This is a genomic window from Thermoleptolyngbya sp. PKUAC-SCTB121, from assembly GCF_016919485.1.
GTDB classification, from domain to species: domain Bacteria; phylum Cyanobacteriota; class Cyanobacteriia; order Elainellales; family Elainellaceae; genus Thermoleptolyngbya; species Thermoleptolyngbya sichuanensis.
In genome coordinates this window covers 4,698,481-4,723,975 of record NZ_CP070366.1, presented here as the reverse complement: position 1 = coordinate 4,723,975, position 25,495 = coordinate 4,698,481, and the positions used below count along the sequence as shown (strand labels likewise).

The 25,495-nt window shown below is 55.9% G+C and carries 23 protein-coding genes and 1 pseudogene; 9 read left to right on the top strand and 15 right to left on the bottom strand.

Going from position 1 to position 25,495, the window contains the following annotated elements; translation table 11 throughout:
- Positions 1 to 7 precede the first annotated feature (7 nt).
- On the top strand, positions 8 to 745 hold the full coding sequence (locus JTM80_RS19265; RefSeq protein WP_172355304.1) for a phycobilisome rod-core linker polypeptide: 738 nt from the start codon (positions 8 to 10) through the stop codon (positions 743 to 745).
- 163 nt (positions 746 to 908) lie between these two features.
- Here JTM80_RS19265 and psb35 read toward each other — a convergent pair whose 3' ends face one another.
- The 6 genes from psb35 to tsaE form a co-directional block, all read right to left on the bottom strand.
- Positions 909 to 1,097, bottom strand: a complete 189-nt coding sequence (gene psb35, locus JTM80_RS19260; RefSeq protein ID WP_172355306.1) for a photosystem II assembly protein Psb35 — start codon at positions 1,095 to 1,097, stop codon at positions 909 to 911.
- Positions 1,098 to 1,364: 267 nt separating this feature from the next.
- A complete protein-coding gene (locus JTM80_RS19255; protein ID WP_205370106.1) occupies positions 1,365 to 3,962 on the bottom strand; it encodes a transglycosylase domain-containing protein in 2,598 nt (865 codons plus the stop codon).
- 541 nt (positions 3,963 to 4,503) lie between these two features.
- On the bottom strand, positions 4,504 to 4,977 hold the full coding sequence (locus JTM80_RS19250) for a nitrate reductase associated protein (protein ID WP_172355308.1): 474 nt from the start codon (positions 4,975 to 4,977) through the stop codon (positions 4,504 to 4,506).
- Positions 4,978 to 5,033: 56 nt separating this feature from the next.
- Complete coding sequence (locus tag JTM80_RS19245) at positions 5,034 to 6,440, bottom strand: glycoside hydrolase 100 family protein (RefSeq protein ID WP_172355310.1); 1,407 nt, start codon at positions 6,438 to 6,440, stop codon at positions 5,034 to 5,036.
- A 175-nt stretch (positions 6,441 to 6,615) separates the two neighbouring features.
- Positions 6,616 to 6,759: a hypothetical protein gene (locus JTM80_RS19240; RefSeq protein ID WP_172355312.1), complete on the bottom strand. Its 144-nt coding sequence runs from the start codon at positions 6,757 to 6,759 to the stop codon at positions 6,616 to 6,618.
- 1,211 nt (positions 6,760 to 7,970) lie between these two features.
- A complete protein-coding gene (tsaE, locus tag JTM80_RS19235; RefSeq protein ID WP_172358884.1) occupies positions 7,971 to 8,444 on the bottom strand; it encodes a tRNA (adenosine(37)-N6)-threonylcarbamoyltransferase complex ATPase subunit type 1 TsaE in 474 nt (157 codons plus the stop codon).
- Positions 8,445 to 8,708: 264 nt separating this feature from the next.
- Between tsaE and JTM80_RS19230 the strand changes: the two genes are divergently transcribed.
- Positions 8,709 to 10,670: a DNA polymerase III subunit gamma/tau gene (locus JTM80_RS19230; RefSeq protein WP_205370104.1), complete on the top strand. Its 1,962-nt coding sequence runs from the start codon at positions 8,709 to 8,711 to the stop codon at positions 10,668 to 10,670.
- A 73-nt stretch (positions 10,671 to 10,743) separates the two neighbouring features.
- Here the strand turns inward: JTM80_RS19230 and JTM80_RS19225 are convergent, their stop codons facing one another.
- The gene (locus JTM80_RS19225; protein WP_172355316.1) at positions 10,744 to 11,175 is read right to left on the bottom strand and encodes a GNAT family N-acetyltransferase; all 432 of its coding nucleotides are present in this window, start codon (positions 11,173 to 11,175) and stop codon (positions 10,744 to 10,746) included.
- Between the two features lie 139 nt (positions 11,176 to 11,314).
- On the opposite strand from JTM80_RS19225, the gene JTM80_RS19220 reads away from it, so the two are divergent.
- Entirely contained in the window at positions 11,315 to 11,923 is a 609-nt protein-coding gene (locus JTM80_RS19220) for a peroxiredoxin family protein (RefSeq protein ID WP_205370103.1), read from the top strand.
- Between the two features lie 191 nt (positions 11,924 to 12,114).
- Positions 12,115 to 12,273 (top strand): cold shock domain-containing protein, encoded by a 159-nt coding sequence (locus JTM80_RS19215; protein ID WP_205370102.1) that lies wholly within the window; start codon positions 12,115 to 12,117, stop codon positions 12,271 to 12,273.
- Positions 12,274 to 12,401: 128 nt separating this feature from the next.
- Here the strand turns inward: JTM80_RS19215 and JTM80_RS19210 are convergent.
- A pseudogene (locus JTM80_RS19210) lies at positions 12,402 to 13,713 on the bottom strand (NF041680 family putative transposase).
- 345 nt (positions 13,714 to 14,058) lie between these two features.
- Here JTM80_RS19210 and JTM80_RS19205 point away from each other — a divergent pair.
- Positions 14,059 to 14,535, top strand: a complete 477-nt coding sequence (locus JTM80_RS19205; RefSeq protein ID WP_172355320.1) for a DUF2721 domain-containing protein — start codon at positions 14,059 to 14,061, stop codon at positions 14,533 to 14,535.
- Between the two features lie 561 nt (positions 14,536 to 15,096).
- Positions 15,097 to 15,621 (top strand): YHS domain-containing (seleno)protein, encoded by a 525-nt coding sequence (locus JTM80_RS19200; protein WP_172355322.1) that lies wholly within the window; start codon positions 15,097 to 15,099, stop codon positions 15,619 to 15,621.
- A gap of 98 nt (positions 15,622 to 15,719) precedes the next feature.
- Here the strand turns inward: JTM80_RS19200 and typA are convergent, their stop codons facing one another.
- Complete coding sequence (gene typA / locus JTM80_RS19195) at positions 15,720 to 17,510, bottom strand: translational GTPase TypA (RefSeq protein ID WP_172355324.1); 1,791 nt, start codon at positions 17,508 to 17,510, stop codon at positions 15,720 to 15,722.
- A 790-nt stretch (positions 17,511 to 18,300) separates the two neighbouring features.
- Between typA and JTM80_RS19190 the strand changes: the two genes are divergently transcribed.
- Together JTM80_RS19190 and JTM80_RS19185 are read left to right on the top strand one after the other, a co-directional pair.
- The gene (locus tag JTM80_RS19190; RefSeq protein WP_172355326.1) at positions 18,301 to 18,645 is read left to right on the top strand and encodes a hypothetical protein; all 345 of its coding nucleotides are present in this window, start codon (positions 18,301 to 18,303) and stop codon (positions 18,643 to 18,645) included.
- 271 nt (positions 18,646 to 18,916) lie between these two features.
- Positions 18,917 to 19,864 (top strand): NAD-dependent epimerase/dehydratase family protein, encoded by a 948-nt coding sequence (locus JTM80_RS19185; protein ID WP_172355328.1) that lies wholly within the window; start codon positions 18,917 to 18,919, stop codon positions 19,862 to 19,864.
- Positions 19,865 to 19,987: 123 nt separating this feature from the next.
- On the opposite strand, the gene JTM80_RS19180 is transcribed toward JTM80_RS19185, so the two are convergent.
- Together JTM80_RS19180 and dcd are read right to left on the bottom strand one after the other, a co-directional pair.
- Entirely contained in the window at positions 19,988 to 20,647 is a 660-nt protein-coding gene (locus JTM80_RS19180) for a PPC domain-containing protein (RefSeq protein WP_172355330.1), read from the bottom strand.
- Positions 20,648 to 20,927: 280 nt separating this feature from the next.
- Positions 20,928 to 21,509 (bottom strand): dCTP deaminase, encoded by a 582-nt coding sequence (gene dcd / locus JTM80_RS19175; protein WP_068508153.1) that lies wholly within the window; start codon positions 21,507 to 21,509, stop codon positions 20,928 to 20,930.
- A 184-nt stretch (positions 21,510 to 21,693) separates the two neighbouring features.
- Here dcd and JTM80_RS23220 point away from each other — a divergent pair, with 184 nt between their 5' ends.
- On the top strand, positions 21,694 to 22,122 hold the full coding sequence (locus JTM80_RS23220; protein ID WP_228721744.1) for a hypothetical protein: 429 nt from the start codon (positions 21,694 to 21,696) through the stop codon (positions 22,120 to 22,122).
- A gap of 107 nt (positions 22,123 to 22,229) precedes the next feature.
- Here the strand turns inward: JTM80_RS23220 and JTM80_RS19165 are convergent, their stop codons facing one another.
- The 4 genes from JTM80_RS19165 to JTM80_RS19150 all read right to left on the bottom strand — a co-directional run bounded on the left by JTM80_RS19165 (position 22,230) and on the right by JTM80_RS19150 (position 25,493).
- A complete protein-coding gene (locus JTM80_RS19165; RefSeq protein WP_172355332.1) occupies positions 22,230 to 22,673 on the bottom strand; it encodes a pentapeptide repeat-containing protein in 444 nt (147 codons plus the stop codon).
- Between the two features lie 301 nt (positions 22,674 to 22,974).
- Complete coding sequence (locus JTM80_RS19160) at positions 22,975 to 23,484, bottom strand: hypothetical protein (protein ID WP_225906685.1); 510 nt, start codon at positions 23,482 to 23,484, stop codon at positions 22,975 to 22,977.
- 165 nt (positions 23,485 to 23,649) lie between these two features.
- A complete protein-coding gene (locus JTM80_RS19155; protein WP_172355334.1) occupies positions 23,650 to 24,714 on the bottom strand; it encodes a M42 family metallopeptidase in 1,065 nt (354 codons plus the stop codon).
- Positions 24,715 to 24,827: 113 nt separating this feature from the next.
- Positions 24,828 to 25,493, bottom strand: a complete 666-nt coding sequence (locus tag JTM80_RS19150; protein ID WP_172355336.1) for a class I SAM-dependent methyltransferase — start codon at positions 25,491 to 25,493, stop codon at positions 24,828 to 24,830.
- Positions 25,494 to 25,495 lie beyond the last annotated feature (2 nt).

Here is a 25,495-nt window from a genome sequence, read left to right as displayed (position 1 = left end):
GGTCGATATGCAACACACACCCATTTCGATTCATCCCAATTCCTCTCAGACCGAGCGCGAAGCCGCCCTCCAGCAAATCTATCGGCAAGTCCTCGAACGCCAGCCCTACAGCTATGAGCGGCGAATTTTAGGACGGTTGGAAAAAGACTTTCTGGCCAACCGGATCGGGGTACGGCGGTTTCTGCGCGAACTGGGACAGTCCGAGGTATATCTCAACGCCTTTTACTTCAATACGTCTAACTACAAATTTATAGAGCGCTGTCTGAAGCATTTCTTGGGGCGGGCACTCCTCAACCATGAAGAAATGCAGCACTATGGCAACGTTCTGGCCCGACAGGGCGCAGCAGGGCTAATTTCGACCCTGCTCGACTCAGAAGAATATCGCAAGGCGTTTGGTGGGTTCACGATTCCCCATGCCCGCGCCCAGTCGTGCTACGAATCGCCCAAAGCCTACCTGGAAACCCATGTGCTAAACCAGGAATACGCAGGGCGACGGGGCAACGCCGTGCCAACCCTGATCTGGCACGAGCTAGGGCTGAACTGCGACACAGGCGTATGCCGCCACCCAGAGGCCGACGAAGCCCTAGAGCCGCCGCTCCCAGGAATTGCCGACCATTTGCCAGACTCCTTCTTGGCGCTGCTTAGAGGAGACAATCAGGAACTAGACACGGCTACGGTTCGGGAACTGGTTGCTTCTCTCTCGCCGCAGCAAAGAAAAGCCCTCCAGCGGGCAATCCTGAGTTGAGATCTGGCCCTTCAGCCTTTCCCTAGAGCAGCTACTATGCAGTGGGGTATAGCGGTAATGCCGTTGTATCCCATTTTTTATCGGACTTTTTATCGGATTGCCGATTGAACTCAGCAATCCTTCTAAGCAATCCTTACTAAGCAACTCCTTACTTTTTCCGCGTCTACTTGGGGTCTTCGTCGATCTTCGGAACGATGTCTGGACGCTCCTTGGCTTCCCAACCCGGCGGCCGCTTCGAGTTATACCAGGCGATCGAGCCGATGGTGACGGCCGCAATAAACCCCACCACGTAGACCGCCGTAAACCAAACTGGAAAACCGCCGCCTGCGGCTACATCCATCAACAGAACCATAACCCTAAGCTCCAAATATTTCAGAATTTCAGATTCCTCAGGACTTACGCACTTGCAATAAGTCTTCTGGGTTTTGGACGATTTCTCGCAGGCGCAGCCCGCAAGAAATCGTCCAACTGCGTCAGTCCTATTCCTAAAATCATCATTCCGTAGAATCGACCCCTCACACCAATATTTTTGGGCAAGGGCCGATCGGGAACAGCCCTGTGAACAGCCGCATCGGGTGCTTTGCCGCAACTAGCTGCAAGGTGTAGGTTCCTTCAGGAATTACTCTGTTGCAGGAGGGGGCGCTTCTGCCGGGGCCGGGGCTGGGGCCGCAGGCTCGGAGCGAGGCCGCTCCAGGCGAGGGGGCGGGGCAGGACGCTCAGGCGGTGGCGGCGGTGGCGGCGGCGCTGGACGAGCTTCCACGGGTTCTGGTTGGGGACGCTCGACCCGCACGGGTTCAGGACGCGGCTCTGCGGGACGCGGCTCTGGCTCGACAGGGGGTGCTGGAGGCTGTGGACGAGCAGGTGGCTCTTCAGGGGACGATGGGGCTGCCTGCACAGGGTCACTATTGCGAATCTTGCGAGGCTCGGAACGAGTATCTGGGGAGGCTTCGCGAGCCGCAGGAGAACTGGGCGATCGCGCGGGTGCTGCTTCCTCGGATCGACGGCGAGAGCGGCTGCCAGAACCAGAAGATTCTCCCTCCGCGTCGCCTCCAGTTGTCGGGCCAACGAACATTCTCCGGGGGCGAATTCGCTCTGCCTTGATGGAACCTTTGCGATCGCCGCGCAGGTTGGGCTGCGGGAACGACTCGACCGGCATTCCCTCGGTTGCCTGCGCCATATAGTTGCGCCATACGAGGGCGGCCGTGCTGCTGGCTCCTGCCGTCGGGCGGTTGTTGTCATTTCCCAGCCATACCCCCGTCACCAGTTGAGGAATATAGCCGATGAACCAGAGGTCGCGCCTAGCATCGGTGGTTCCCGTTTTGCCAGCGACGGGCCTACCCTGCAATGCAGCGTTGCCGCCTGTGCCACCATTCACCACGCCCCGCAGCATCCAGGTCATGATATTGGCGCTGTCGGTATCTACAGCCTGCTCTGGCGTGAAGTTTGCCTCATAAATCACGTTGCCAAAGCGGTCGATGATGCGCGTGATGCCGTGTGGCTCGATGTGCTTCCCTTGAGCAGCGAGAGTGCCGTAGGCGCTGGTGAGTTCCAGCAGGTTGACCTCCAGCGTGCCCAGTGCCAGCGAGTAGGCAGGAATCAGCTTAGACTGAATGCCCATGCGTTTGGCGGTTTCTATCACCGGGTTGAAGCCTACATCCAGCATTACCTTGACTGCAACCACATTGATTGAGCGGGCTAGCGCATCCCGCATAGATACGTCGCCCGCATGTCTCTCGCTGTAGTTTTTGACTTCATAACCATCGACAACCAACTTAGAGTCTAGATAGTTTTTGTACGGAGAGAATCCAGCGGCGATCGCCGCTGTATACACAAAAGCCTTGAAGGTCGATCCGGGCTGGCGCTGCGCCTGAGTTGCCCGGTTAAACTGACCCGCGATCAAATCCTTTCCGCCCACCAGCGCCTTGATTTCGCCTGTGCGGGGGTCGATAGACACCAAAGCCGCTTCAGAAAACCGCTCCCATCGTCCATAGCGCTCGACGGCTTTGGCGACCGTTTCCTGAGCAATAGCTTGCCACCTGGGATTCAGCGTCGTCTCGATGGTCAATCCGCCCACTTCCAACACCTCCGGGCTAACGCGCTGAGGCAGTTCTTGCTGGAGGATGTAGGAGGTAAAGTGGGGCGTTTGGCTGATGAGGTTACGGGGCTGGCTGGGCGCTAGCTCAATTTCTGCTGCTTTTGCCTCCGCCAGTTCTGCGGCGGTGATGAATCCGGACTCATACATTCGCTCCAGAACAATATCGCGGCGGCTGCGGGCCAGATCTGGGTTCACCAGCGGCGAGTATTCGCTAGGGGCGGGGGCCAGCCCAGCAATCATGGCCGTTTCAGACAAAGAAAGCTCGCCAATCGGCTTGCTGAAATAAATCCAGGCGGCATCGCCCACGCCATACGCGCCTGACCCCAGATAGACCAAGTTCAGGTAGCGCTCCAGGATTTGATCCTTGGTTAGCTCATTTTCCATTTTGTGCGCCATCAGCGCCTCCCGCAGCTTGCGGTCGAGGGTGCGCTCCTGCCCCAGAAAGACGATCCGCGTCACCTGCTGGGTGATGGTGCTAGCCCCTTCGACCACTTCGCCGGCCGACAGGTTTGCCAAGGCTGCCCGGGCGATCGCCCGATAGTCCACGCCACTGTGTTCATAAAACTTTTTGTCCTCAGCAGCGATGAAGGCGTTTATCATCGTGTCTGGGATCTGGTCGAGCGAGAGCGCTTCTCGCGTTGCGGGCCCAAGCTGTTGCAGCACCGTGCCGTCTGCCGCCTTGATGGTCATCGAGCCATCGCGGGTATAGGTCAGCGCGTCTTCCGGGTCGGGTAGCTCGCTCTGGATCTGGCGCACCGTATCGATGGCCGCCATGCCAAAACCGCCCGCACCCGCCAGGGCAGCCATCACCACCCAGGCATACCAGGCCTGATAGAACCGACGGGGCGATCGCTTAGGCGGCTCCAGATCGGGGTTGGGTTTTGACCATTCCACCAGTGCCGGGTCGGGCTGGGGCGGAGAAACGGGCACTGCCACATCCACAGGAGCCTGAGTGGAAGCTTCTACAGGCAGATCGGCTGGCGTGTCCTGCGTCGAAGTGTCGTCTGCAAACGGGACACCCAAGCCGCTTGAGGTTTGAGCCAGACGGTCGTCCTTGCCGCTGTGTAGCGCGTCGCCCTCTGGCTTGACCCAGCCCTGAACTCGATCAAAGAAACCTGTCACGCTAACTCTCCCCACTGAAACCGCACAGACAGAGCGAAGTTAGAAAAGACCGATTTGGACTCATCGAACTGCTCTAGTTGCAATCGTGGCGCTGGATCAGACCCGGAAGATTTGCAAAACCACAAATCCTGAGATTGTTGCCCCCGCCACCGCTATACCCCAACGCCGTAACCTGCTGCTATGAACTGCTATAACATTGCGAACTGCTATGACGCTGCTATGACATTGTTACCTACATAAGCGCCAACCGTCTGCGATCGCGCCTGAGATGACCCATAAGTCCAGATCTATCGATTAACGATAAAAACTAGCCCGTAGGGCGCAGTCAAGCTTGGAAAACTGGCTATTGCTTTGCTATCAGCAATAGAACAACTTCAATCTATCGAACCAAAGAAATGAATCAAACAAAAGCTTAACCTAAAAATCGGGTTCTATGAACCTTTGTGACAGTTATGCAACAGTGGATTTACAAGAAACTCGTCCCAGTACTTGCCCCAGCGATCGCCCCAGTCTTTGCCCAGCGATCGCCCTCAATCAACCGCTACGCCTCTGACCCAGCACTCTGTAGCACGCCAAATTCTCGCAGCGCAGGCAGAAAATTTTGATGTTCATGGCTAGACTGGCTAAGCTTGATCAACGCAAATCGCTGGAGCGGATCGAGGCGGCTCCACTGTTCAGTAGTGAGGCACACACCCACGCGCTGCCCCTGCTGCTGCACCGAGTCGGGAATTTGGTGTGCATTGAGCCAGGCGGGCTGCGGATCGAGGGGCAAATCGGCTGGGCGATCGCCCCCTTGGGCAGCCACCAGGTCATACACTCGCTGGCGATAGGCGGCGATGTCTGCCTCGCTTTGGCAGGGCAAGTCGAGCAGCAGTTGGCGATCGCCCCAAGGCAGCGCGTGCCAATGGGTCAGCTTCAGCTTTATCCCACAAGTGTCGAGGTTATAACGGACGCGCATGGGCACGCACCGCAGCGAATCGGCAAAATCCTGCTCAAATTGGAAAACCTGGCTCAACCGTATAGCCCCCTTGTCAGGTCTGTAGCTGCATAAAGCCGCCGCCTTGGGGCCGGCTAGAACTCTTGCAGACGATACATCCAGTCGAAAAACTGCGGATCTTCGTCAAAGCAGATTAGATCAAGATGGCTGGGGTTGTCCAGAAAATCTTGCGCCAGCAGATAGCCTGCAATCGTCCAGGTCTGATACTTACGTGAGGCCTTGCCCACGTAGCGTCCGGCCTTGCCGTCATAGTATTCTGGCCACTCGTCTTCACTGAGGCGGCGTTCGGCAATAGCCATGGCTCGGCGACACAGATCCGTCCGTCCCGTTTTTTGGCAGGCCGCCGCCATCAGCCACAGCAGCATCGGCCAACTGCCGCCATTGTGATACGACCAGGGCACATTCTTCGGGTCGCAGCCCGTTAGAATTTTCCACTCTTGATCCACGACGGCGGGATAGCAAATCTTCATGGGCATCTGCCCCACCAGGTCATCCCAGCGCTGCTCGATCAGGTTCATCACCTGCTGCGACTCTTCGGCATTGGTCAGCGACGATACGACGGCCATCAGGTTGCCCAAGGCAAAAAAGCGAAAGTCTAGCCGGGCTGGGCCCAGGTTGCCCGCCAGGTAGCCGCCTTCATCGGGCATCCAGTCAAATGTCCATTCAGGAATTGAATCGGGATAGATATTGAACTTGTTGACTGCGCCCTCGCCAAATTCTTCGCCGTGGTAGCGATAGATCGTGTTCAACCGCCGCGCATCCAGCCAGTAATACTGGCGCATATGGTAGTTCAAAATGCTGAGGCGCTGGTTGATGATCTGGATGTGGATATCGTTGCGCGGGCCCGGAGCCAGCAGTTCCCGGGCCGACATCAGCGCCGCATAGAACAGGGTTTGGATTTCTAGCGGATGCCCATCTACGCCCATGCGGCGGTCGATCATGAACGCACCGTCGGGGACAAGCATGGTGGGATACATGTCGAAGCGATCGGCCATGCAGAGCTTGAGAATCCACAGGATGCCCTGCTGAAACTCTGGCTGGTGGGCCAGATCCAGGTCGCCCGTTGCCTTGACATAGGCCCGCAGCAGAATAATCCACCAGAGGCAGGAATCGACAGGCGTGACGCGGCCAATGGCGTGTTCACCGAAATCTGCCACCAGGTATTGCTTGCCTTCGGCACTGACAACTTTGAAACTGGCGGGCATCAATCCCCGGCCAGCGTAGAAGTAGTCCATCTGCTTCTCGCCGCTCTGGAGTGCCAGAGTCTCCACCAAAAAGTTTCGGACAATTTCGGGGCGGCCGTGGGTGAGAAACACTAGCGCTGAGGACACAAAATCCCGCACGAAGCACTGATCGTAGTTCAGGGCTTCGACGCTGGGGTCACAAGCTGCTACGGTGCCGACGGGGCGATCGCCGTAATACACAATCGACCGCTCCAGGAGTTGCCAGGCTTCTGTTACAAGATTTGTCGTAGTCTTCATTGCCTAACCTGTAAGTGGCTTAAACAAGGATTTAGAAGGGTGAACTCAGTAAACGATGCAGATCATTAACTAGCCAGTTAACTGAAAAAGATGCAGAGCCAAGACCAGTCCCGGAAGCGCGGAGGACGCGCCCTGAACCTCAGTTCCTCAGGTTCTACCGGCTCTTCTACAGGCTCTAAATGTGGGCAGGGTTGAGGGGATTGAGGCGCTTTTTCCATTCCACAGGAATTTGATCACCAAAAGCATCCCCCGACGTGCCTAGCCAGATGCAGTGAGGCGTGGCCCATTTCCGGGCGATCGCCCCCAAAGCATTCAGCAAAAGCAGTCTTGCCTGACCCTCCGAACTCGAATCTCGCCCAACTCCTGTCCCAAGCAGACAGACCCGGTGATCCAAAAGTTCAGAAACAGCAAGCTGCCGGGGCGCTTGTAAACTGTAAACAAACAACCCTTTGGCTTTGGAGCGCTATAAAAGCAACGAGATTTCCAGGAGCGACAGGCGAATGTTAGATGTTTGCGAAAACACGTTTGGGAAAACGTGCTTACGAAAACATAAACCTACGGAAGCACGCCCTTGTGAAAAGGAACACATCCCCATTAGAAATGTGCGCCCCTAAAAACGTGTTCCGCCATGAAAGAAGCTGGCCTCAGATTTCAGCAGTGCCGAAAAGCCTATAACAAAGGACGATTCTGTAGCCGCGCAGTGGATCTACAAAAACGACCATTCGATTTAGCTTGAAGGCGGTTGCCTCAGTCAGCAACTCTACAGCGTTTAACGTGCCCTAGCAATTGGTAAAGGGCTTCAAGATTTTTGGTCTGAAAGCGTGACGCGGCTCATTGCTACCCAACTCTCCGTTGACAGAAACAGCCTTGAGAGAATTCAGAGAATTCTTCGAAGTCTGCTTCTGGACACTGGGCGATCGCGCAATATGCCTTGCACTGCTATCAAACCCACCTTCAGCAAAGGGCTAACCCTGGCAGGTTATTGCCAAAGCTTGACCCCATACTGAACCAACGCTACTGACCTGGCAAACTCGAACACTGCAATCGCTCTTTTGCGGCGATCTTAGCGTCAACTTTACAGAGATAGCATAAGTAAGTTTTCTTAGGAGCCGAGAGATGCACCCGAAACCGTGGTCTAGAAGTATGCCAGCGTCAAGATGGACAGGCTGAAACTCACACATAGCGCCAGTTCAGACCGCCATTCAGATGCCCACACAGACTCCGTTGGCGCACAGGCTTAGTGAATCACTCCACCCATTCCCCATTTCCCCCTTTGAGAACCCGATAGACATCGGCCAAACGGCGGATATATCGAACTCGTCATCCCCAAAAGGGCAAACTAGGAATCATCAGGCGAAGTGCATCGTAGGGTTTTCCCTGAGAAAAGCCCTACGCAAAATTCCGATATATCTAAAGTAATATTTTAGTAGCCCTTTTGACTGAATGAAGCGCTAAGGTCACAAAACCAATACAAAACTGGAACCTTCTATAAAAGCTTTATCCATCTGTCATGGAGTCTGGACGTATGGCTCAAGCAAATTGCGCTGGTAGATTTCCCAGGTAGGCCGCCCAGTTAAATTCTCCAGCAGAAGTGAGGCGGGCCCGCCGTTTGGCGGAGGCCGAGGTCTGGAGCGCCAGATGGAGACTTGGCGTAGGCACAGCAATCAGGCGCTCGGCCCATTCAATGGCAACAATGCCTAGTGGCAAATCTTGCCCCGCCCAATACTGGTCTAGATACAGCGCTTCTGTTTCCGCTGGCTCCAGTCGATACAGATCCATGTGATAGAGCGGGATGCGCCCCTCGGTATATTCGTTCACGAGGGTAAACGTGGGGCTGACGATGGGGTCTGAAATGCCTAAACCAAGCCCAATGCCCTGGACGAGCGTGGTTTTGCCTGCGCCGAGGTCGCCTTCCAACAGCAAAATGCTGCCCGCCGGGAGCGATCGCCCCAAAAGCTCTCCCAAGCGCTGGGTAGCGGCAGCATCGGGCAGGTCGAGGGTCAAAGGCAACAGTTGAGCAGACATGGTGAACCGCAGCGGCTATAAATACAGCAGGAAATATTACGGCAAGAAATATTACGGCAAGAAATATTAGGAACTTCAGGATTTGCTAGCGCCTGCAACCCATTATGCGAGGTACAGGTCAACATGGATTCTCCGCCTTGCGGCGGCTCTAGAACTCAGACTGTTTAGAACTCAGACTGTTCAGAACTCAGACTGTTTAGATCAGACTCCTTAGAATAGTAAGAGCGTTCACCCCTTGCCGCCGTGACCTACGAACCGCTGCACCACAAATATCGTCCCCAGACCTTTTCGGAACTGGTGGGCCAGGAGGCGATCGCCGCCACGCTGACCAACGCCCTGCGTCAGCAAAAGATCGCCCCGGCGTACCTGTTCACTGGGGCACGCGGCACAGGCAAAACCTCCAGCGCCCGGATTTTGGCAAAATCGCTGAACTGCCTGCAAGCCGGGCAGCCCACCGAAAAGCCCTGCGGTCAGTGTGAGGTCTGCCGCATGGTGGCTCAGGGCACTGCGCTAGACGTGATCGAAATCGATGCCGCCAGCAATACAGGCGTAGACAACATTCGTGAACTGATTGAGCGGGCCCAGTTTGCCCCAGTCCAGTGTCGCTACAAGGTGTATGTTGTCGATGAATGTCATATGCTCAGCAATGCGGCGTTTAATGCTCTGCTGAAGACGCTGGAGGAGCCGCCGCCCCATGTGGTGTTTGTGTTGGCGACGACCGACCCACAGCGGGTGCTGCCGACGATTATTTCGCGCTGCCAGCGGTTTGACTTTCGCCGTATTCCGCTGGAGGCAATGGTGACGCATCTGGGGGCGATCGCCCGCGCCGAGTCTATCCCCATCACGCCAGAGGCGCTGCATCTGGTGGCGCAAATCTCCCAGGGCGGGCTGCGCGATGCGGAGAGCTTACTCGACCAGCTCAGCCTGCTAGAGGGCGAAATCTCCACGGAAAAAGTGTGGGATCTGGTCGGTGCTGTGCCAGAGCGGGATTTGCTGGATCTGGTGAGGGCGATCGCCGCTGACCAGCCCGCCCCCGTCCTCGACAGCGCCCGCCGCCTAATGGATCGGGGACGGGAACCGCTTGTCGTGCTGCAAAACCTGACCAGTTTCTACCGCGACCTGCTGATTGCCAAAACCGCGCCCAGCCGCAGCGACCTGGTTGCCATCACGCCCAACACCTGGGCAGAAATGTGCGAGTTTGTCGCATCGCTGCCCATCGAGATGCTGCAACAGGGGCAGCAGCGCTTGCAGGAAAACGAGCCGCGCCTGCGCCAGAGCAGCCAGCCGCGCCTGTGGCTTGAAGTCGCGCTGATGGGACTGCTGCCGTCGGCGGTGTCGCTGCCGTCGGCGGGAAGCATAGTGCCCAAGGTCATCGCTGCGCCTGCCCCCGCACCTGCCCCCGCGCCGACTCCTCCCACACCCGTGCCTGCGCCTGCCGCGATCGCCCCCAGCCCAGCCCCGACAGCCGTTTCGCCCGCGGCCGCTGCTCCCCCGCCTGCCCCCGCGCCCGCCCCGTCCTCACCCGCGGATCTCCCCGCTCCACCTCCCCAACCCTCTAATCCTCCTGCTTCTCCACCCGTCGCCCTGGCCCAAATCTGGCAAGACGTTCTCAGCCTGATGCACCCTCCTTCGACTGCGATCCTGCTGCGGCAGCAGTGTCGCCTGCTGGGGTTTGACGGGCAGACGGCGCGAATCGGCGTGAACTCGCAGCCTTTGTTCAACATGGCCAAGAGCAAGCTGCCCAATATCGAAGCAGCCTTTGCCAAGCTTCAGAACGAAGCCATCCGCGTGACGCTGGAGGTGGCCGCAGGTGGTGAGGCTATGGCAGCGTCCAATTCTGCAGGTGCGCCCGCCAGTGGGTCTGCCAGTGCGCCTGCTAGAGCGCCTGCTAGTGTGCCACCCGTGCCAGCCGCGCCACCGCAATCGCCAACTGCCCCAACTGCTCCAATTGCTCCGCCGCCCGCTGCTGCCGAACCCGATCGCGCCACTCCGGCGATCGCCCCATCCCACCCCTTTCCCGAAATTTCACCCCTGCCGCCACCCATTCCAGCTTGGGAAGCCGAGGACGAGGTGCTGCGGGCGGCCAAGAGCCTGGCACAGATGTTTAATGGGCAATTGGTCAATCTAGACGGAGAGTTGCCCAACGCAAACACCGATTCTGGAGACGCAGATGCCGCAGAAGAGGAGGAGGATGTGCCGTTTTAGCAGGTTTTGGGGCGGGCGATCGCCCGTTGCTTCGGCAATGGGCTGACTTTGGTAGCGCTGGGTTAACGCTAGGTTAACGCTGGGTCAGCGGCAGAGAAAAATGGTGAGCGGCGATCGCCATCCGCTGGCGCAAGTAAAACCGATGGGCTGCAAACCGCTGTACCCCCGAATCTAGCTCTATCGAGCGGCAGCCGTGGGCGCGGGCATAGTCTACCAGCCAGCCAAACAGCGCCTCCCCATAGCCTTTGGAGCGGGCCGACTCGGTGGTGATCAGGTCATCCACATAGAGAAACGGCCCGGCAAACAGCGATTCCGTCAGGCGGAATCCGGCAACGGCTTTTACGGCATCCTCTTCGCTCAGATAGCCGATCCGAAAGCCGTGCTGTGCCTGTCGCCGTACCTGCGCTACAAATTCAGCTTCGACTAAATGCGGCCGCAGTTCTAACAGCACAGGAAAACAGCGCAACAGGTCAAGCTCAGAGGTGGCGATCGCAATGTTGGGCATATTTCTGAAGCAGTTTTCGATCGGTATAGCGCTGTTCCCGGCAGGCTTTTGAGCTTTAGGAAAAACGCTCAGGATTTCCTCATTCTAGGGCTGGAGCGGCATGTCAGCATGAAGGTTCCCTCTGCCGTGGGCCGCAGCCATGACCACCACCCTAACCGTGGGCGATCGCTTTCCCGACGTAACCCTGCCCAACCAAAACGGCGAACCGATTACCCTCTCTAGCCTGACGCAGCCTGCGCTGGTCGATCACTACCTGGGCTTTGCGGACGGCTATCCGCTGATTTTGGTGTTCTATCGGGGTTTTTTTTGCCCGCGCGATCGCCAGCAGCTTCCGCAACTGGTACAGTTTCAAAGCGAATTGGCAGTGAATTATTGCAAGCTAGCCACAGTGTCGGTTGATCCGCCCATTGTGCAGGCGGCGTTTCGGGCAGGGCTGGGGGCGCAGTGGCCGTTTCTCTGCGACAAAGGGCGATCGCTCTTGCGGCAAATCAATATTTTGGACGAAACCGAAGGCGAATATGCCTACCGTCCACAGCCCTATACCTTCGTGCTGCGTCCCGACCTGACGATTCACAGCCTCTACAATGGCTGGTTTTTTGTGGGACGGCCCACGCTAGAGAAACTGCGGCAAGATCTCCGCGCCATCATGCAGACCCGCGTAGACTATGCCTACGAAGCCTACGATGCGCCAGAGGTAAAGCAGATTCGCAGAAGTGTTGAACGCAATGTTAGCAGGGCAAGTTCATAGCTGAATCCAGTACAAAAGATCTATAATTCTGCCTGTAATGACCTACTTATTGCTTCCATTCTCAATAATCCGCCTCTTGAGAGTGCTTTTTGTAAAGTTTTACCATCAAGATTCAACACTTCTGGCAGATTCGCATTCCGCAGCAGACCTGGGCAAACGGAACGCCGACCCTGGGAGAAAGTGGGCTGCCCGTGTTGCGTGGCGTGGTGCGCTGGTTTGACCTGCGATCGGGCAATGGCATGATCGCCAGGGAAGACGGGGAACAAGACGTGTTTTTTAACTTCACAGCCATTCCTGGCGAAGGGTATCGCACCCTGACGGCAGGAACAGCGGTGCAGTTTGAGTTCTGACTGCCTGACACATCTCTTTAGTTTGGACTAACTGGCATCACAATAATGCTCAACAGGATGCCATAAAGAATCTGCTCAACCGTTCATAACAGTTGAACTTAAGGAATTGGATACAATCCTGCTCGCAGTTAAGCTGCTGTTGCAACCGGACTGTTCAGGGATTGTTCGGATGTCTTGCGTTTCGAGGCTCGTTTTTTGACCATCGGATAGCAGGGACGAGGAGTTGGCTTGTGCCCCTTGCCTCGTCCTGGCGATTTACCACGAGGTTTAGGCGCAGGAGCAGGGGTGCCAATCGCTGCCAAAATGCCTGCAAACGCTTGTGCGACCCGACCCGGAGTCAACGTTTCTTGCGGTGCCTGCCAGGGCAAGGGGTGGTCAGTACAGTCCTTTCGCGCTAACCACAACTGCCAACTGAGCAACGGCATCAGGCTGCTCCACTGTTCGGTTGCCGATACAGAACTGAACTGGGGATGTGTCCAATATAGCCTCTGCTTGGCAAAGCGATACCAGTGTTCAATGGCAAAGCGACGGAGGTAGTGCAACCACAGGGTTTCTAACGGAGGCATCTGCTCACCCAGCCAAACTAACCACAAAGGAGCCAAGCGTCGCGTGCTGCTCTGTGTCTCCAGCACCTCCACGCGCAACACTTCCATTGCCCGTTGGGGATTTGCGGAAATGGTATGCACTCCAACGACTGACCCGCACTCGTCCCCAGTTGGGATCATCGACTTCAACGGTTTCGACCGGGACACTCCAAGTGTCAGGGTCATTGAGTTTCATCTTATGTCCATGCTTGGCAGGTGCGCCTCGCCCTCGATACGCTGGGGGCGCGCCATAGACACATCGATTGGATGTAACCCGCAGCAGCAAGTCTGCCTCAATCCCTGCCGTTTGGTTGACAAAACTGGCATTGCCGTACCCTCGGTCGTAGATCGCCAACGGACGCACCGCTAACTGCCGAGTCACTTGTTTGAGTTGGAATGCCGCTTTACTGGCGGGTGTTTCAAAGCTGGTGATGCGCTCATGCCGCAATGGTAATGCCCAACTGCCCCTGTCTTCAGCAATCCAGGCTAAGGTACTGTAGTTTTGTCCGGCTATCGGGGCATGTCCTGTTCTGCCTGATAAGGTGCGGTCTTTCAAACGCCTGGCAGCAGGACGGTTCCACCGACTCGCATCACCTGCCAACAACGGTTGCTGCTGAGTCGGTATCTGCTGCACCAACAGCTTCAGCACCTTTGATCGGGGTAGGCGGCTATCGCGCAACGCTTCATAGGGGCTCGACCACTGGCGACGAAAGACAGGACTCTGCGATAGCCTCACAAACGACACGATGCACGCACTCACTAACACGGCATCCATCAGATCAAACAGGGCATCTCTGGCGTTTCCCAAGCTGGCATACAACGTTTGGCGAAATTGCTGAAGTTCGTTGAAAATCATGGGGTCAATGTTGGTTGTACTTCATTGACCTTACGGCAGTCGGTGCTTCTCATTGACTGCCTTCCTCTTCACCATTAGTCCAAACTAAAGACATCTCTGGAAACCCCTGATTTCTCGTAGGGGACGCTGGCCCAAAAGCTCCTCTGACCAAGCCCTCCGGCTCCAACTCAGGAGCTATGCGCTTCGATCCCAAGACAACGAATTTTCTGGGCTTTCGGGACTTGTGTCAGGCAACCAGGTTTGAGTTAATCAAAGGCCGCTTTGGCGACACGGCTCGAAATGTGCAAAAAGAGAGTGATTCTGCATAATTTCTCTCGCTTAAAGTAGTGGACTAGAGGGGTTGAAATGAACGCCCAGCAGGTTGCCCAAACCATTCAATTGATCATTGCCCCCGTGGTTTTAGTCACTGCCTGTGCGCTGATTCAAAATGCTGTGTTGATGCGCTACTCCGCCATTAGTCAGTCAATGCGATCGCTCGCCTTAGAGCGCCTCAATTTGCTGCGTTCCAAAGAGGACTATTTCTATGCCGAACGACTCCAGGAAATCGATCGCCAAATTCCCCTGCTGACGCAGCACCATCGTCTTTTGCAAAAAACGGTGATTGTTATTTACAGCGCTGTTTTAATATTTCTGATCAGCATGTTAGCGATCGCCCTTGCAGTTGCGTCTAATGCAGCGGCGATCGCCACTCTAACGCTAGGATTATTTCTCTTGGGAACCGGAACCTTGGTTCTAGGAGTATTTTTAATTATTCGAGAAGTCCGCCTATCCCATCGAGCCGTTTGCTATGAGATTGGACGCATTTCCTCACTCGAAAGATGAGCATTTTCAGGAGTCCTAAAAGCACTTTCAGATTTGGAAATACTTTCTTACTTGTTCTTTATACGGTTCTCAGCAAACTCTCACTTAATACCAGAATCAGCCCGCTACGCTGACCTTGAGTTTGAAACGGTTTATGAACTTAGAGCTAATTTGTAAAGGAGCCTGAAAGCCTTGTTAATCAAGGATTTCCGAGAAACCGCTTTTCCTGGGCAAACATGACCTCAAAGCCACACATGCCAGGAGTTTCAGGCTTCTCAAGATTTGCTTCATAAATTAGCTCTTAATGTAGCGCCCTGAAAACCGATTACTTAATGATTCAAGATCAGAAGTGTTGAACGCAATGTTAGCAGGGCAAGTTCATAGCTGAATCCAGTACAAAAGATCTATAATTCTGCCTGTAATGACCTACTTATTGCTTCCATTCTCAATAATCCGCCTCTTGAGAGTGCTTTTTGTAAAGTTTTACCATCAAGATTCAACACTTCTGATTCAAGATCTCTAACGTTCATCCAGAACACATTGGTTCCCGACTCTGCAATCTATTCAAGGATAGTTGAATTCATGAAATCTAAGCATCTAGCAATTCTCGCGATCGCTGGTCTTACAGTTGTGAGCCTAGGACATCAACTGAATCGGTCGGTAGTGGCTGATGTGGTGCAACCTGAGGCGATCGCCCAAGTCGCTGCGACTCGCCATCCCGCCGTCTATACCGAAAATGGTGTCGCGTTGGATGGTCAAGACGTTGTTGCCTATTTCACCCAAAGCGCCGTAGTCGAAGGCAGCACCGCCTATTCCTTGCAATGGAACGGCACAACGTGGCTATTTTCTAGCGCCGCCAACCGCGACCTGTTTGCTCAAAATCCTAGACAATATGCCCCGCAATACGGCGGCTATTGCGCCAAAGCTGCGGCAGGTGGTGTCTTGGCAACTACAATTCCAACAGCATGGGAAGTGCGAGGCGGCAAGCTGTATCTAAACTACAGCGCCGATGCCCAACGGGAGTGGCAGCAAGACACCGAGACGAAGATCATTCAAGCCAACGCCAACTGGCCGGGGATTTTGGACAACGAGACACTCAAGCGGTAATCTCGACAGGTAAAAACAAAAGCGGGGTGAGTTGAAATCTAATTCACCCCGCTTTTGGCTATGTTTCCGAAGGAAGAGGTCGAGAATTCCAGAGAATCCTAACGTTTTGCCAGTTTTTTCACCATCTTACGCAGGCGAATCGACTCTGGCGTAACCTCCAACAGTTCATCCGGGCCGATGTATTCCAGCGCCCGCTCCAGGCTCATTTCCACCGGGGCCTGAAGCTGCACGAGTTCGTCGCCGCCCGATGCTCGGTGGTTGGTCAACTGCTTGGTCTTGCAGACGTTTAGCTCCAGGTCTTGGGGGCGATTGTGTTCGCCGATGATCATCCCTTTGTAAACCTTTGTCCCTGGCGTGATAAAGAACACACCCCGATCTTCGGCATTTTTCATGGCGTAGAAGGTGGCCACGCCCTCTTCAAAGGAAATCAGCACGCCGTTGCGACGGGTTTCCACCTCACCCGACAGGGGGCGATAGTCCAAAAAGCTGTGGCTCATGATGCCTTCGCCGCGAGTCAGCCGCATAAACTCGCCCCGGAAGCCGATCAGCCCCCGTGCCGGAATCACGAACTCCAACTGCGTGCGGCCGTTGCCGCCGACGCGCATATCCTGCATTTCGCCACGCCGCTGACCCAGCCGCTCGATGCAGCCGCCGACGCTCTCTTCCGGCACGTCCAGCACCAGCAGTTCAAACGGCTCGCAGGGTTGCCCGTTTACTTCTCGATAGATGACCTGCGGCTGCGACACCTGAAACTCGTAGCCTTCGCGGCGCATTGTTTCGATCAAAATGCCCAAGTGCATTTCACCCCGACCCGACACAGCAAACTTGTCGGGCGAGTCGGTTTCTTCGACGCGCAGGGCAACGTTGGTTTCTAGCTCGCGCATGAGGCGATCGCGCACTTGGCGAGACGTAACCAGCTTGCCTTCCTTGCCCGCAAAGGGAGAATCGTTGACCCAGAAGGTCATTTGCAGCGTCGGTTCATCGACTTTGATTAGCGGCAGCGCCTGGGGATTTTCGGGGTCGGTGATGGTTTCGCCAATGTTGGCATCGGCAAAGCCCGCCACTGCGACAATATTGCCCGCCGTGGCACTTTCTAGCTCTACCCGCTTCAGCCCCTCAAAGCCCAGCAGCTTGCTGATTTTTGCCTTGACCACCGCCCCCGTTTCCGTCACCAGCGCAGCCTGCTGCCCCGCCTGAATCGTGCCGTTGTGGATGCGGCCAATAACGATACGACCGAGATACTCGGAGTAGTCGAGCGTCGTTACCTGAAGCTGGAGCGGCTTAGCCGGGTCGCCAACGGGCGCGGGCACATGCTCCAAAATTGCCTCAAACAAGGGCTTCATATCAGTGCTGTCGTCGTCCAGATCCTTCTTGGCAAAGCCGCTCAGGCCCGACGCAAACAGATAGGGAAACTCGCACTGGTCGTCGTCTGCGCCCAGTTCCAGGAAGAGATCCAGCACTTTGTCGATCGCCCCGAAGGGATCTGCCTGGGGACGGTCGATTTTGTTCACCACGACCACCGGACGTAGCCCCTTTTCTAGCGCCTTTTTCAGCACAAAGCGGGTTTGGGGCATCGGGCCTTCGTTCGCGTCTACAATCAGCACGCAGCCATCGACCATGCCCAGCACTCGCTCCACCTCGCCCCCAAAGTCAGCGTGGCCAGGCGTGTCCACAATGTTGATCAGCGTGTCTTTGTAGCGGACAGCGGTGTTTTTCGCCAGGATGGTGATGCCGCGCTCACGCTCCAGGGCGTTAGAGTCCATCACGCAGTCAGGGACTTCTTCGCCTTCTCGAAAGGTGCCGGACTGTTTCAGCAGCGCGTCTACCAGCGTGGTCTTGCCGTGGTCAACGTGGGCAATGATGGCAACATTGCGAATCGGCAGTGTCATAAGGAGAAGTCCCGGTTGAAAGTGAATAATGCGTGAATAGGGTGGGTTGAAACCTGGCAGTGCCAGCACTCTCTGGGTGGTTTAGCAAAGAGCAGCGGGCAGGATTTAGGAATCTTTGTGGAATCCTTTATAGGGAACCGTCGGTACAGAAGCCTGGTGAACGCTGCTGGAAAAGTTCTGGACGCGGTGCCAGGGGCGATCGCCTCCAAGCTCTAGCCTCCAAGCTCTAGCCTCCAAGCTCTAGCCTCTTAGCTCCAGTCTCTAGCCCCTACCTCTTAAGAAATTCTTTCTTGCCGAAGCACCAGATTCCGTGTAAAGAAGCCGTAATGATTCTAGCTTATTCGTTACCCAATCCGCTTGCCCCGCTGTGCTGAGATTGCCCAATCTCACCCAAGGCACAACCAGTTCCCCAAAAGCGGCCCGCAAAATATCCCCAACACGCCGGACGTTCGCCTTTTTCGCGGGCCACAGCCGAATGGCGTTTCAGGTCGAAGCGCTGAATTTCAAAGTTTTTTGAACTTGCTCGGCTAGGGCCTTCCGATTCTCAGATAGAGCCATTAAAATCCCATGCTTAAGATGTTGTTACGGGGGGTTTCAAACAGTTACATCCCATACCAACTGGGCGATCGCGCTTCTTGCTGAAGCTGCTCACGGGGTTGTCTCTGATACTTTTTTCTCCATTTACTTAGCCCTTCAGCAATCTACGGTTTGCGTCACCTTTTTGAAAAACGCGCCTATCAACGCGCCTCACCAATCAGCACTGAGATTAAACCAGCGGTAAGAGTCAGCTATGAACTACTCGTTTGAACTGGTGGGCATTTCGCCCATTCTGTCGTTTTTTAGCCATCAGCACAGCACCCCTGCCCATCGGGGCGCAGAGTATCTGGGAGCCTATCGCTGCACGCTGGATGCATTTCTGGAATCCGTGGAAACGGTGCCCCGAAAGCGAGGCTGGAACCTGGATGCTGTGGTAGACAGCGTGGTGAACTTTTGGCTGAACAATGGCGAACAGGTGCGCCACTGGCGGCAGCGGCTCGAAGATGCGGGCAGAGAAAACGTCCTGGTGGCCAGGGTTGCCGACGTGCAGGCGATGCAGCAAGAGTTTGAGGCGCTGCTAAACCGTCCGCCCCAATAAGGCTGAAATAAGGCTGAAATAAGGCTGAAACAAGCCTGACCGCGAGTTTGGGAAATTTGCGCTAGGAAAACCGCCGCTGGAAAACCGTTGCAGTGAAACCGTCGCTGGAAAACCATCACGGCAAAACCGTCACGGCAAAACCGTCACACTGTGCCCTTTCCAGACCTCTGGCTGGGGTGTAGAATCTGGATTTGCCGGAAAGCGCATCGCCCGTTGAAACGGCAGCGCAGGGTTAGCACAGCAGGCGATTCCAGAGGAGTGGGCAACAGGTATGGCGACGTGTGTGGTGACGGGGGCGGCGGGGTTCATTGGGTCGCATTTGACGGAGGCGCTGCTCAATCGGGGCGATCGCGTGATTGGCATCGACGAATTTAACGACTACTATGACCCGGCGCTCAAGCGCAAGAACATCGCCACGGCGGAGCAAAACCCCAACTTCCACCTGATCGAAGCCGACATCCAAACGCTGAATTGGATCATGCTGCTTGAAGGCGTGGATGTGGTGTTTCATCAGGCGGCACAGGCCGGCGTGCGGGCAAGCTGGGGCGAGGGCTTCCGCCTGTATACCGAGCGCAATGTCAACGCCACGCAGATTTTGCTAGAGGCCGCTAAGCAAGCTCCCAGCTTAAAGCGGCTGGTATTTGCTTCGTCGTCTTCGATCTATGGCAATGCAGAAACCCTGCCGACGGCTGAAACGCTCTGTCCACAGCCTGTTTCGCCCTACGGCATTACCAAACTGGCAGGCGAACATCTGTGTCAGCTTTATTATCAAAATTTCAATGTGCCCGTCAGCATTTTGCGCTATTTCACAGTCTACGGGCCGCGCCAGCGCAGCGATATGGCGTTTCACAAGTTTTTTAAGGCGGTGCTGGAAGACCGCGAGATTTCAATCTATGGCGACGGGCAGCAGACGCGGGATTTTACCTTTGTCAGCGATGCGATCGCCGCTAATCTAGCTGCTGCCAGCGTAGAGGCTGCTATCGGCGAAACCTTCAACATCGGCGGCGGGAGCCGAGTCGTGCTGACGGACGTGCTAGACACCATCGACCAAATCACTGGAAAACCATTGCGCCGCAAGCACGTTGGCAACGCCGCCGGAGATGCCCGCCACACCGCCGCCGACGTGTCCAAGGCAAAGCAACTCCTTGGCTACGCCCCCCAGGTTTCTCTAAAAGAAGGGCTGGCGCGAGAGTGGGAGTGGATTCAGGCGCTTTATTAGGGTCAGGGTTACTGAGTCGGGGCTGGTTCAGTTGAATGACTTCTCGCGAGTTGTGCCCACGAGAAGTCATCGCAAAACCTTAGGAAACCCATCGAAAGGAACCCTATCGAACTGGGCAAGTTCCTACTGCGGGGGAACCTCGTCCAGATAGGTCAACTGTTCGCGGAGCATCTGAGCCATATCGCTGTTGCCCTGCTGCTCATAGAGGGCGATCGCCCGCTGATAATCTGCCCGCGTGCCGTTCAGGTTGCCTTGGACATAATGCACATCAGCACGATCGAGGTAGGCTTCGGGACGACTGGAATCCAGACGAATCGCTTCGTTAAACGCAGTTAGCGCTGCGTTCATGTCCCCTGTCCGATACACCTCGGTCGCGCGAGAATAGGCCCGGTCATAGGGCGTTGCGGGGCGCACTGTCACCAGATAATTGCCGCCCTGCCCCGAAAAGGAGCGAGCCAGCACCTTGTACGTGCCGTTAGAAGGCAGCGTAATCACAATTGTTGAATTCAGGCTGCGGGCGTAGTCATCGTTGCTAGCGATTTCTTGCCCTGAGGGCGACTGCAACACCAAAAATGTGTCAAAGTCGGTGCTGGTCATAGAGATCGTCACCGTGTCGCCGGCCTTGCCCGCAAAGGTGTATTCATTCTGCATTGGGGCCAAGCTGCCCCGCTCCTCAAATAGCACCTGTGCAGCGGCCGGGCGAGTCGTCGCCACCCAAGACCCACCGCCCAAAACCAACACCGTTGCCAACACCACACTCGCTTTTTCAAATCGTTTTAGCATGGTTCTCACAATATCCTCGACTGGGTTACTTGACTGCTCGATCATCTACAAGCCACGTACAAGGCATCTACAAGACACATACAAGACACCGATGGCAAAGGCATGGCCCTGATTCCTGAAACGCCGTGTCTCTTGACTGACCTTGTTAATGATCTTGCAAATTTGCCAATAGACTTTGCATATTGACTCTCATAGACTTCAGCCCCGGCGGTGGGATTTCCTGACAAATCTTGGCAGAAAGGGTTAAAAAAGCAACACGCAGGACGAGCAGAGCAGGAACCTATACTCGCGCCAGCGTCACCACCTCAGACTGATCTTGATATTTCCCTTGTCGCGTCTCATAACTCACAGCACAGGGTTCCCCTTCCAAAAAGAGAAGCTGCACCACGCCTTCATTAGCATAGATGCGGCAGTCGGCGCTGGAAGAATTGGAAAATTCTAAGGTTAAGTGTCCGCGCCAGGAGGCTTCGGCAGGCGTGATGTTGGCGATGATGCCGCAGCGGGCGTAGGTGCTTTTGCCCATGCAGATAACGGTGATATAGTCGGGCACTTCCAGCCGCTCTAGCGCCACGCCCAGCCCATAGCTGTGGGCCGGCAGCACGAAATATTGGCCAGACTCGTCTTCGTGTAGCTCGGTACTTTCTAGATTGGCGGGGTTGAAATGCTTGGGATCGACCACCGTGCCCGGCACGTGGCGGAAAATGCGAAACTCAACGGGCGAGAGCCGCACGTCATAGCCAAAGCTGCTGAGGCCGTAGGAGATAACCGGAAACCCGTCGAGCGATCGCACGAGTTTTGGCTCGAAGGGTTTAATCATCCCAGCGGCGGCTTGTTCTTTAATCCAGGTGTCGTTCTTAATCATTGTCACTTGCCCAGTCCTTTGGAGAATAACTCCTGATAAAACAACCCGTAGCGTAAGTAAATCAAGATCATCCCACATCTAGCGTCGTACCCACTCTCGCTTCAGGATATTTTTGGGAGTTTTTGGAACCTTGAGACGACTCGAAGCGCCTTCACTAGGCAGAACAGCTTGGTAGGATAGTGGCATGACGACTAATCCAGATCATCCAGACCAATCCGAAAACAGCAGCAATTTTGAGCAGCAGGTCTTAGCCCAGCTAGAGCAGCTCTCGACCGGGGTCATTGGGATGTCAACCCAGTTCAACTCGCTGACCAATCGGGTGGATACGCTCTCGACGCAGGTGGATACGCTGTCTACCCAGGTCGATACGCTCTCGACGCGGGTGGATACGCTCTCGACGCGGGTGGATACGCTTTCGACGCGGGTGGATACGCTCTCAACGGATGTTGAACAGTTGTCCAAGGGCTTTACGAAACTGGATAACGAGCAAGAGCGCTTCAACGATCGCTTCAATGACTATCAGCGGGCAACCCAGTGGGTTGTGCAGCTTGCCTTTACGCTAATCGCCTCAGCAACGCTGACGGTGATTGTTACGTCGGTGCTAAGGCGATAGGTTCGGGTTATTTTAGGATGCAGCGTGTTTGGCTCAGCGCGTTGGATTTAGCGCGTTAGATTCAGCGCGTTTGGCGCTGGGCTGCGTTTTGTTGCGAGAACAGAGGTTTAGTCACCGCCGACGCTCAGATTGCTGCCCGCAGTCTCCGCACCCGCCAGGTTAATGCCTCGCAGCGTTGCCCCCGTTGTTTGGGCGTGGAAAACCGTTGCGTTGGTCAGGTTGGCGTTGGTCAGGTTGGCCTTGATAAAGCTGGCGTTGGTGGCATAGGCATCCGTCAGGTTTGCCGAGGTCAGGTTTGCGCCTTCTAGATCCGCCCCTTCCAGATTGGCACTTTGCAGGTTTGCGCTCTGCAAATTGGCTCCGCGCAGGTCGGCTCCAATGAGATGGGCCCCTTGCAAATCAGCCCCCTGTAGGTCGCAGCGGGCACAGGCTCCGGTAGACAGCAGTTGGAGGACGTGATCCGGGTTTTCGGCCTGTGCAGGGGTTGCGATTAGCAATGGCGTGGAGACGAGGGCGATCGCCAGCCAACGGTTGCGCTTGTTGCGGGTCATCAGTGACCTCCCAAGACGATAGACAATACGTAAAAGTCGAGTAATACACCCCTACTTCTACGATGTCACTGGCAACCGAAACTGCCCTCATGCGGGTGGATGATGCGATCGGGGGTTTTGCTCTCTCAATAGGCAGAACCCTGCGCTGACCGCACAATTGGACAGCACTAGCGGGCTGCACAAACTTTGCCTGCACTAGCTTTGCCTGCATAAGCTTTGTCTGCATCAGCGGGCCGCACACGAGAGCGGCGATCGCAGCAAGACAGTCCCCGCAATCCCGACCGCAATCCCGAAGTGTTCGCTAACTCCACACCGAATCCAACCAGCTCATCAGCGGCCGCAGGTTAATCGAGCCATCGTCGGCAATTAGCTCCGGCAGTTGCAGCACGTTGAACTGCACCAGCGCCAAAATCACCACGGTATAGACTGTGGAAGTTGCCAGGCTGGCCAGCAGTTCTCGTTTGAGATGTCGCGGCTGGGGCTGATTTTGCACCACGTCTAGCACTCCCCACTGCATCATCAAAATGCCCAGCACGTTGGAGAGCCAGTATCCGGCGATGGTGCAGGGGATTAGTGTCTCTGGCGCAAAGCGGCTGACCACATACCCAAACCCATAGGCCACGGGCAGGTTAAACACCAGATCATTCCACCAGGAGAGTGGCGACAGCATATAGCCAATCCCAAACACCAGCCCGCCGCGCAGCTTTTTGAGCCAGCGCCGAAGCGGAAATCCTGGCGATGGCGAGGGGGGTGCATCTGAATCTGGGGAAGGAGGGGCTATTGCAGTTTGGGGGGCAGGGGGTTGCGTCATGGGTTTTGGGAAAGCGGTGGAAGATCTGTGGAAAACCTGCTGATGTCAAGTAATGTCCAAGTTACGTTAGTTTGCGCCCGATTGAGTCTACCAAAGCCGAGTATTCTTGACTTCCCTTAAGCTCCTTTAATCCAAGGCTGCCTTTGCAGCGCCTTTTGCAGCACCTCATGGCCAGTCTGTCTCGCAGTAGGCTTGCAAAACGGGAACACAGTTGGCGATCGCCCCCAAGTGAGCAATCTCATAGCCGTGCGTGTTTTGGGTAGGAAAGCTGAGGCAGGCAGCGCGGGCGGCGTGCCCCATTTTCATGGCAATTGAGGCATCGCTGCCAAATCCGCTGATGGCGGCAAGCTGGAGCGGAACGCCCGCCTGCTCTGCGGACTGGCGCAATTCCTGGTTCAGCCCTTCGTCGTAGAGACCGTAGCCGTCTTGCGACAGTAGCACTGGCGCTTCTCCATCGGCGATCGGGTATTCCGAAGACAGCGGGCAAATCTCCAGGGCAATCAGCGCTGCCAGCGATCGATTCCGGCTGAAATAGAGCGCCCCGACCGCGCCCACTTCTTCTTTGGCAGAGGCGACCAAATAGGTGTCCAGGGCGGGTTCCTTCAGCACCCTGGCTAGCTCTAGCAAAATGGCGACCGAGGCTTTGTTATCCAGCGTATAGCTGGCGATATAGTCGCCCAGCCGAAAAGGGCGCTTGCGGTGCTTGCCCACGACCATGCGCGTACCCGGACGAATACCCGCTGCCTCCAACTCCTGCAAGCTGCACTTGGTTTCGACCCAGGCATCTTCCCAGCGCACGGGCTGATCCTCTTGCTGCGCCTTTTGGGGCGACTCGTGCGAGACATGGCGCGACCCAAAGCTCAGGATGCCGCTCAGCGTCGTGCGATCGCCCAGCAAGTCCACCACGCCCTCGCCATAGACCCAGGGAAACGCCCCGCCCAGCTTTCGCACCTGCACGCGCCCCGCCTCGCCGATCGATTTCACAATGCCGCCAATTTCGTCCTTGTGGCCAGTAATCGCAATCCCCGGACGCGCCGCATCGTCCGGTTGTTTTCCAGAGTTGCGGCCCGGAATCTTGGCGATCGCATTGCCCGCTTCATCCAGCCACGCCTCCAGGCCCAGCCCCCGAAACCGCTCCAGCAAATACGCATCCACCTCGCCCTCTACCCCGCTCGGCGAGTGGCACATGACGAGATCGGAAATTTGCTGAAACAGATCGTCGTAGGGCATGGTTTGGGAGCGATCGGTGTGCGAAGGGGAAGAGGGAAGAACGAAAACAGAAGAACGAAGAGAGAAGAAGTTTCGTTTTTCGTTTTTCGTTCTTCGTTTTTCGTTCTTCGTTCTTACTCCGAACCGCCTCCGCGCTTCACGCCCCGCAAAACCTGCAAACTCCCACCTGCATGGAGCGTCTGAGTGACCGTCTGGAAGCCCACCTCTGACAGCAGTTGGGGCAGATCGGTTTGAATGAATTGCCAGGCGGTTTCGGTTTCAAATAGCCAGAAAAAGACGGCTAGACCCGGCATGTAGAGCGGATTTGTTGGCTTATGCACATCAATGGCTGCAAAAATGCCACCGGGTTTTAGCACGCGATAGCATTCTTTGAGGATTTGCCGAAGTTGGTCGGGCTGCATTTCGTGCAGGGCGGCGCTGGTGTGAACAAAGTCAAACTGAGCATCGGGAAAGGGCATGTCTTCTGCCCAGGCCTCTACGAAGGTTGCCTGGGGAACATTCTGCTGGGCGCGGCGAATGGACAGTGGAGACGCATCCAGCCCGGTAACCGGCAGAGCTTGCTCATCAGCGGACTGCGGAAATCGCTCTAGGAGAAATCGAGTCGTCTGCCCGCTACCACAGCAGAGATCGAGAACCTGCGTGCTTTTGTCAAAAGTTAGCCCCGCCAGCGCAAGCTGCCGAAACCGGCCCTCGCCGCCCACTGCCACGGCCGCCAGACGGGAAATGCTGTCGTAGAGCCACTGATGGCGATAGCTCAGATCTCGCAGGATCGTTGCCAAAC

Excerpts from the sequence above, each read along its gene's own strand:
- JTM80_RS19190 (WP_172355326.1), top strand. The coding sequence starts at position 18,301 with ATGAACTACTCGTTTGAACTGGTGGGCATTTCGCCCATTCTGTCGTTT.
- JTM80_RS19180 (WP_172355330.1), bottom strand. The coding sequence starts at position 20,647 with ATGCTAAAACGATTTGAAAAAGCGAGTGTGGTGTTGGCAACGGTGTTG.
- JTM80_RS19245 (WP_172355310.1), bottom strand. The coding sequence starts at position 6,440 with ATGAAGACTACGACAAATCTTGTAACAGAAGCCTGGCAACTCCTGGAG.
- JTM80_RS19155 (WP_172355334.1), bottom strand. The coding sequence starts at position 24,714 with ATGCCCTACGACGATCTGTTTCAGCAAATTTCCGATCTCGTCATGTGC.
- JTM80_RS19265 (WP_172355304.1), top strand. The coding sequence starts at position 8 with ATGCAACACACACCCATTTCGATTCATCCCAATTCCTCTCAGACCGAG.
- JTM80_RS19165 (WP_172355332.1), bottom strand. The coding sequence starts at position 22,673 with ATGACCCGCAACAAGCGCAACCGTTGGCTGGCGATCGCCCTCGTCTCC.
- JTM80_RS23220 (WP_228721744.1), top strand. The coding sequence starts at position 21,694 with ATGACGACTAATCCAGATCATCCAGACCAATCCGAAAACAGCAGCAAT.
- JTM80_RS19185 (WP_172355328.1), top strand. The coding sequence starts at position 18,917 with ATGGCGACGTGTGTGGTGACGGGGGCGGCGGGGTTCATTGGGTCGCAT.
- typA (WP_172355324.1), bottom strand. The coding sequence starts at position 17,510 with ATGACACTGCCGATTCGCAATGTTGCCATCATTGCCCACGTTGACCAC.
- JTM80_RS19160 (WP_225906685.1), bottom strand. The coding sequence starts at position 23,484 with ATGACGCAACCCCCTGCCCCCCAAACTGCAATAGCCCCTCCTTCCCCA.
- dcd (WP_068508153.1), bottom strand. The coding sequence starts at position 21,509 with ATGATTAAGAACGACACCTGGATTAAAGAACAAGCCGCCGCTGGGATG.
- JTM80_RS19205 (WP_172355320.1), top strand. The coding sequence starts at position 14,059 with ATGAACGCCCAGCAGGTTGCCCAAACCATTCAATTGATCATTGCCCCC.
- JTM80_RS19200 (WP_172355322.1), top strand. The coding sequence starts at position 15,097 with ATGAAATCTAAGCATCTAGCAATTCTCGCGATCGCTGGTCTTACAGTT.
- psb35 (WP_172355306.1), bottom strand. The coding sequence starts at position 1,097 with ATGGTTCTGTTGATGGATGTAGCCGCAGGCGGCGGTTTTCCAGTTTGG.
- JTM80_RS19225 (WP_172355316.1), bottom strand. The coding sequence starts at position 11,175 with ATGCCCAACATTGCGATCGCCACCTCTGAGCTTGACCTGTTGCGCTGT.
- JTM80_RS19220 (WP_205370103.1), top strand. The coding sequence starts at position 11,315 with ATGACCACCACCCTAACCGTGGGCGATCGCTTTCCCGACGTAACCCTG.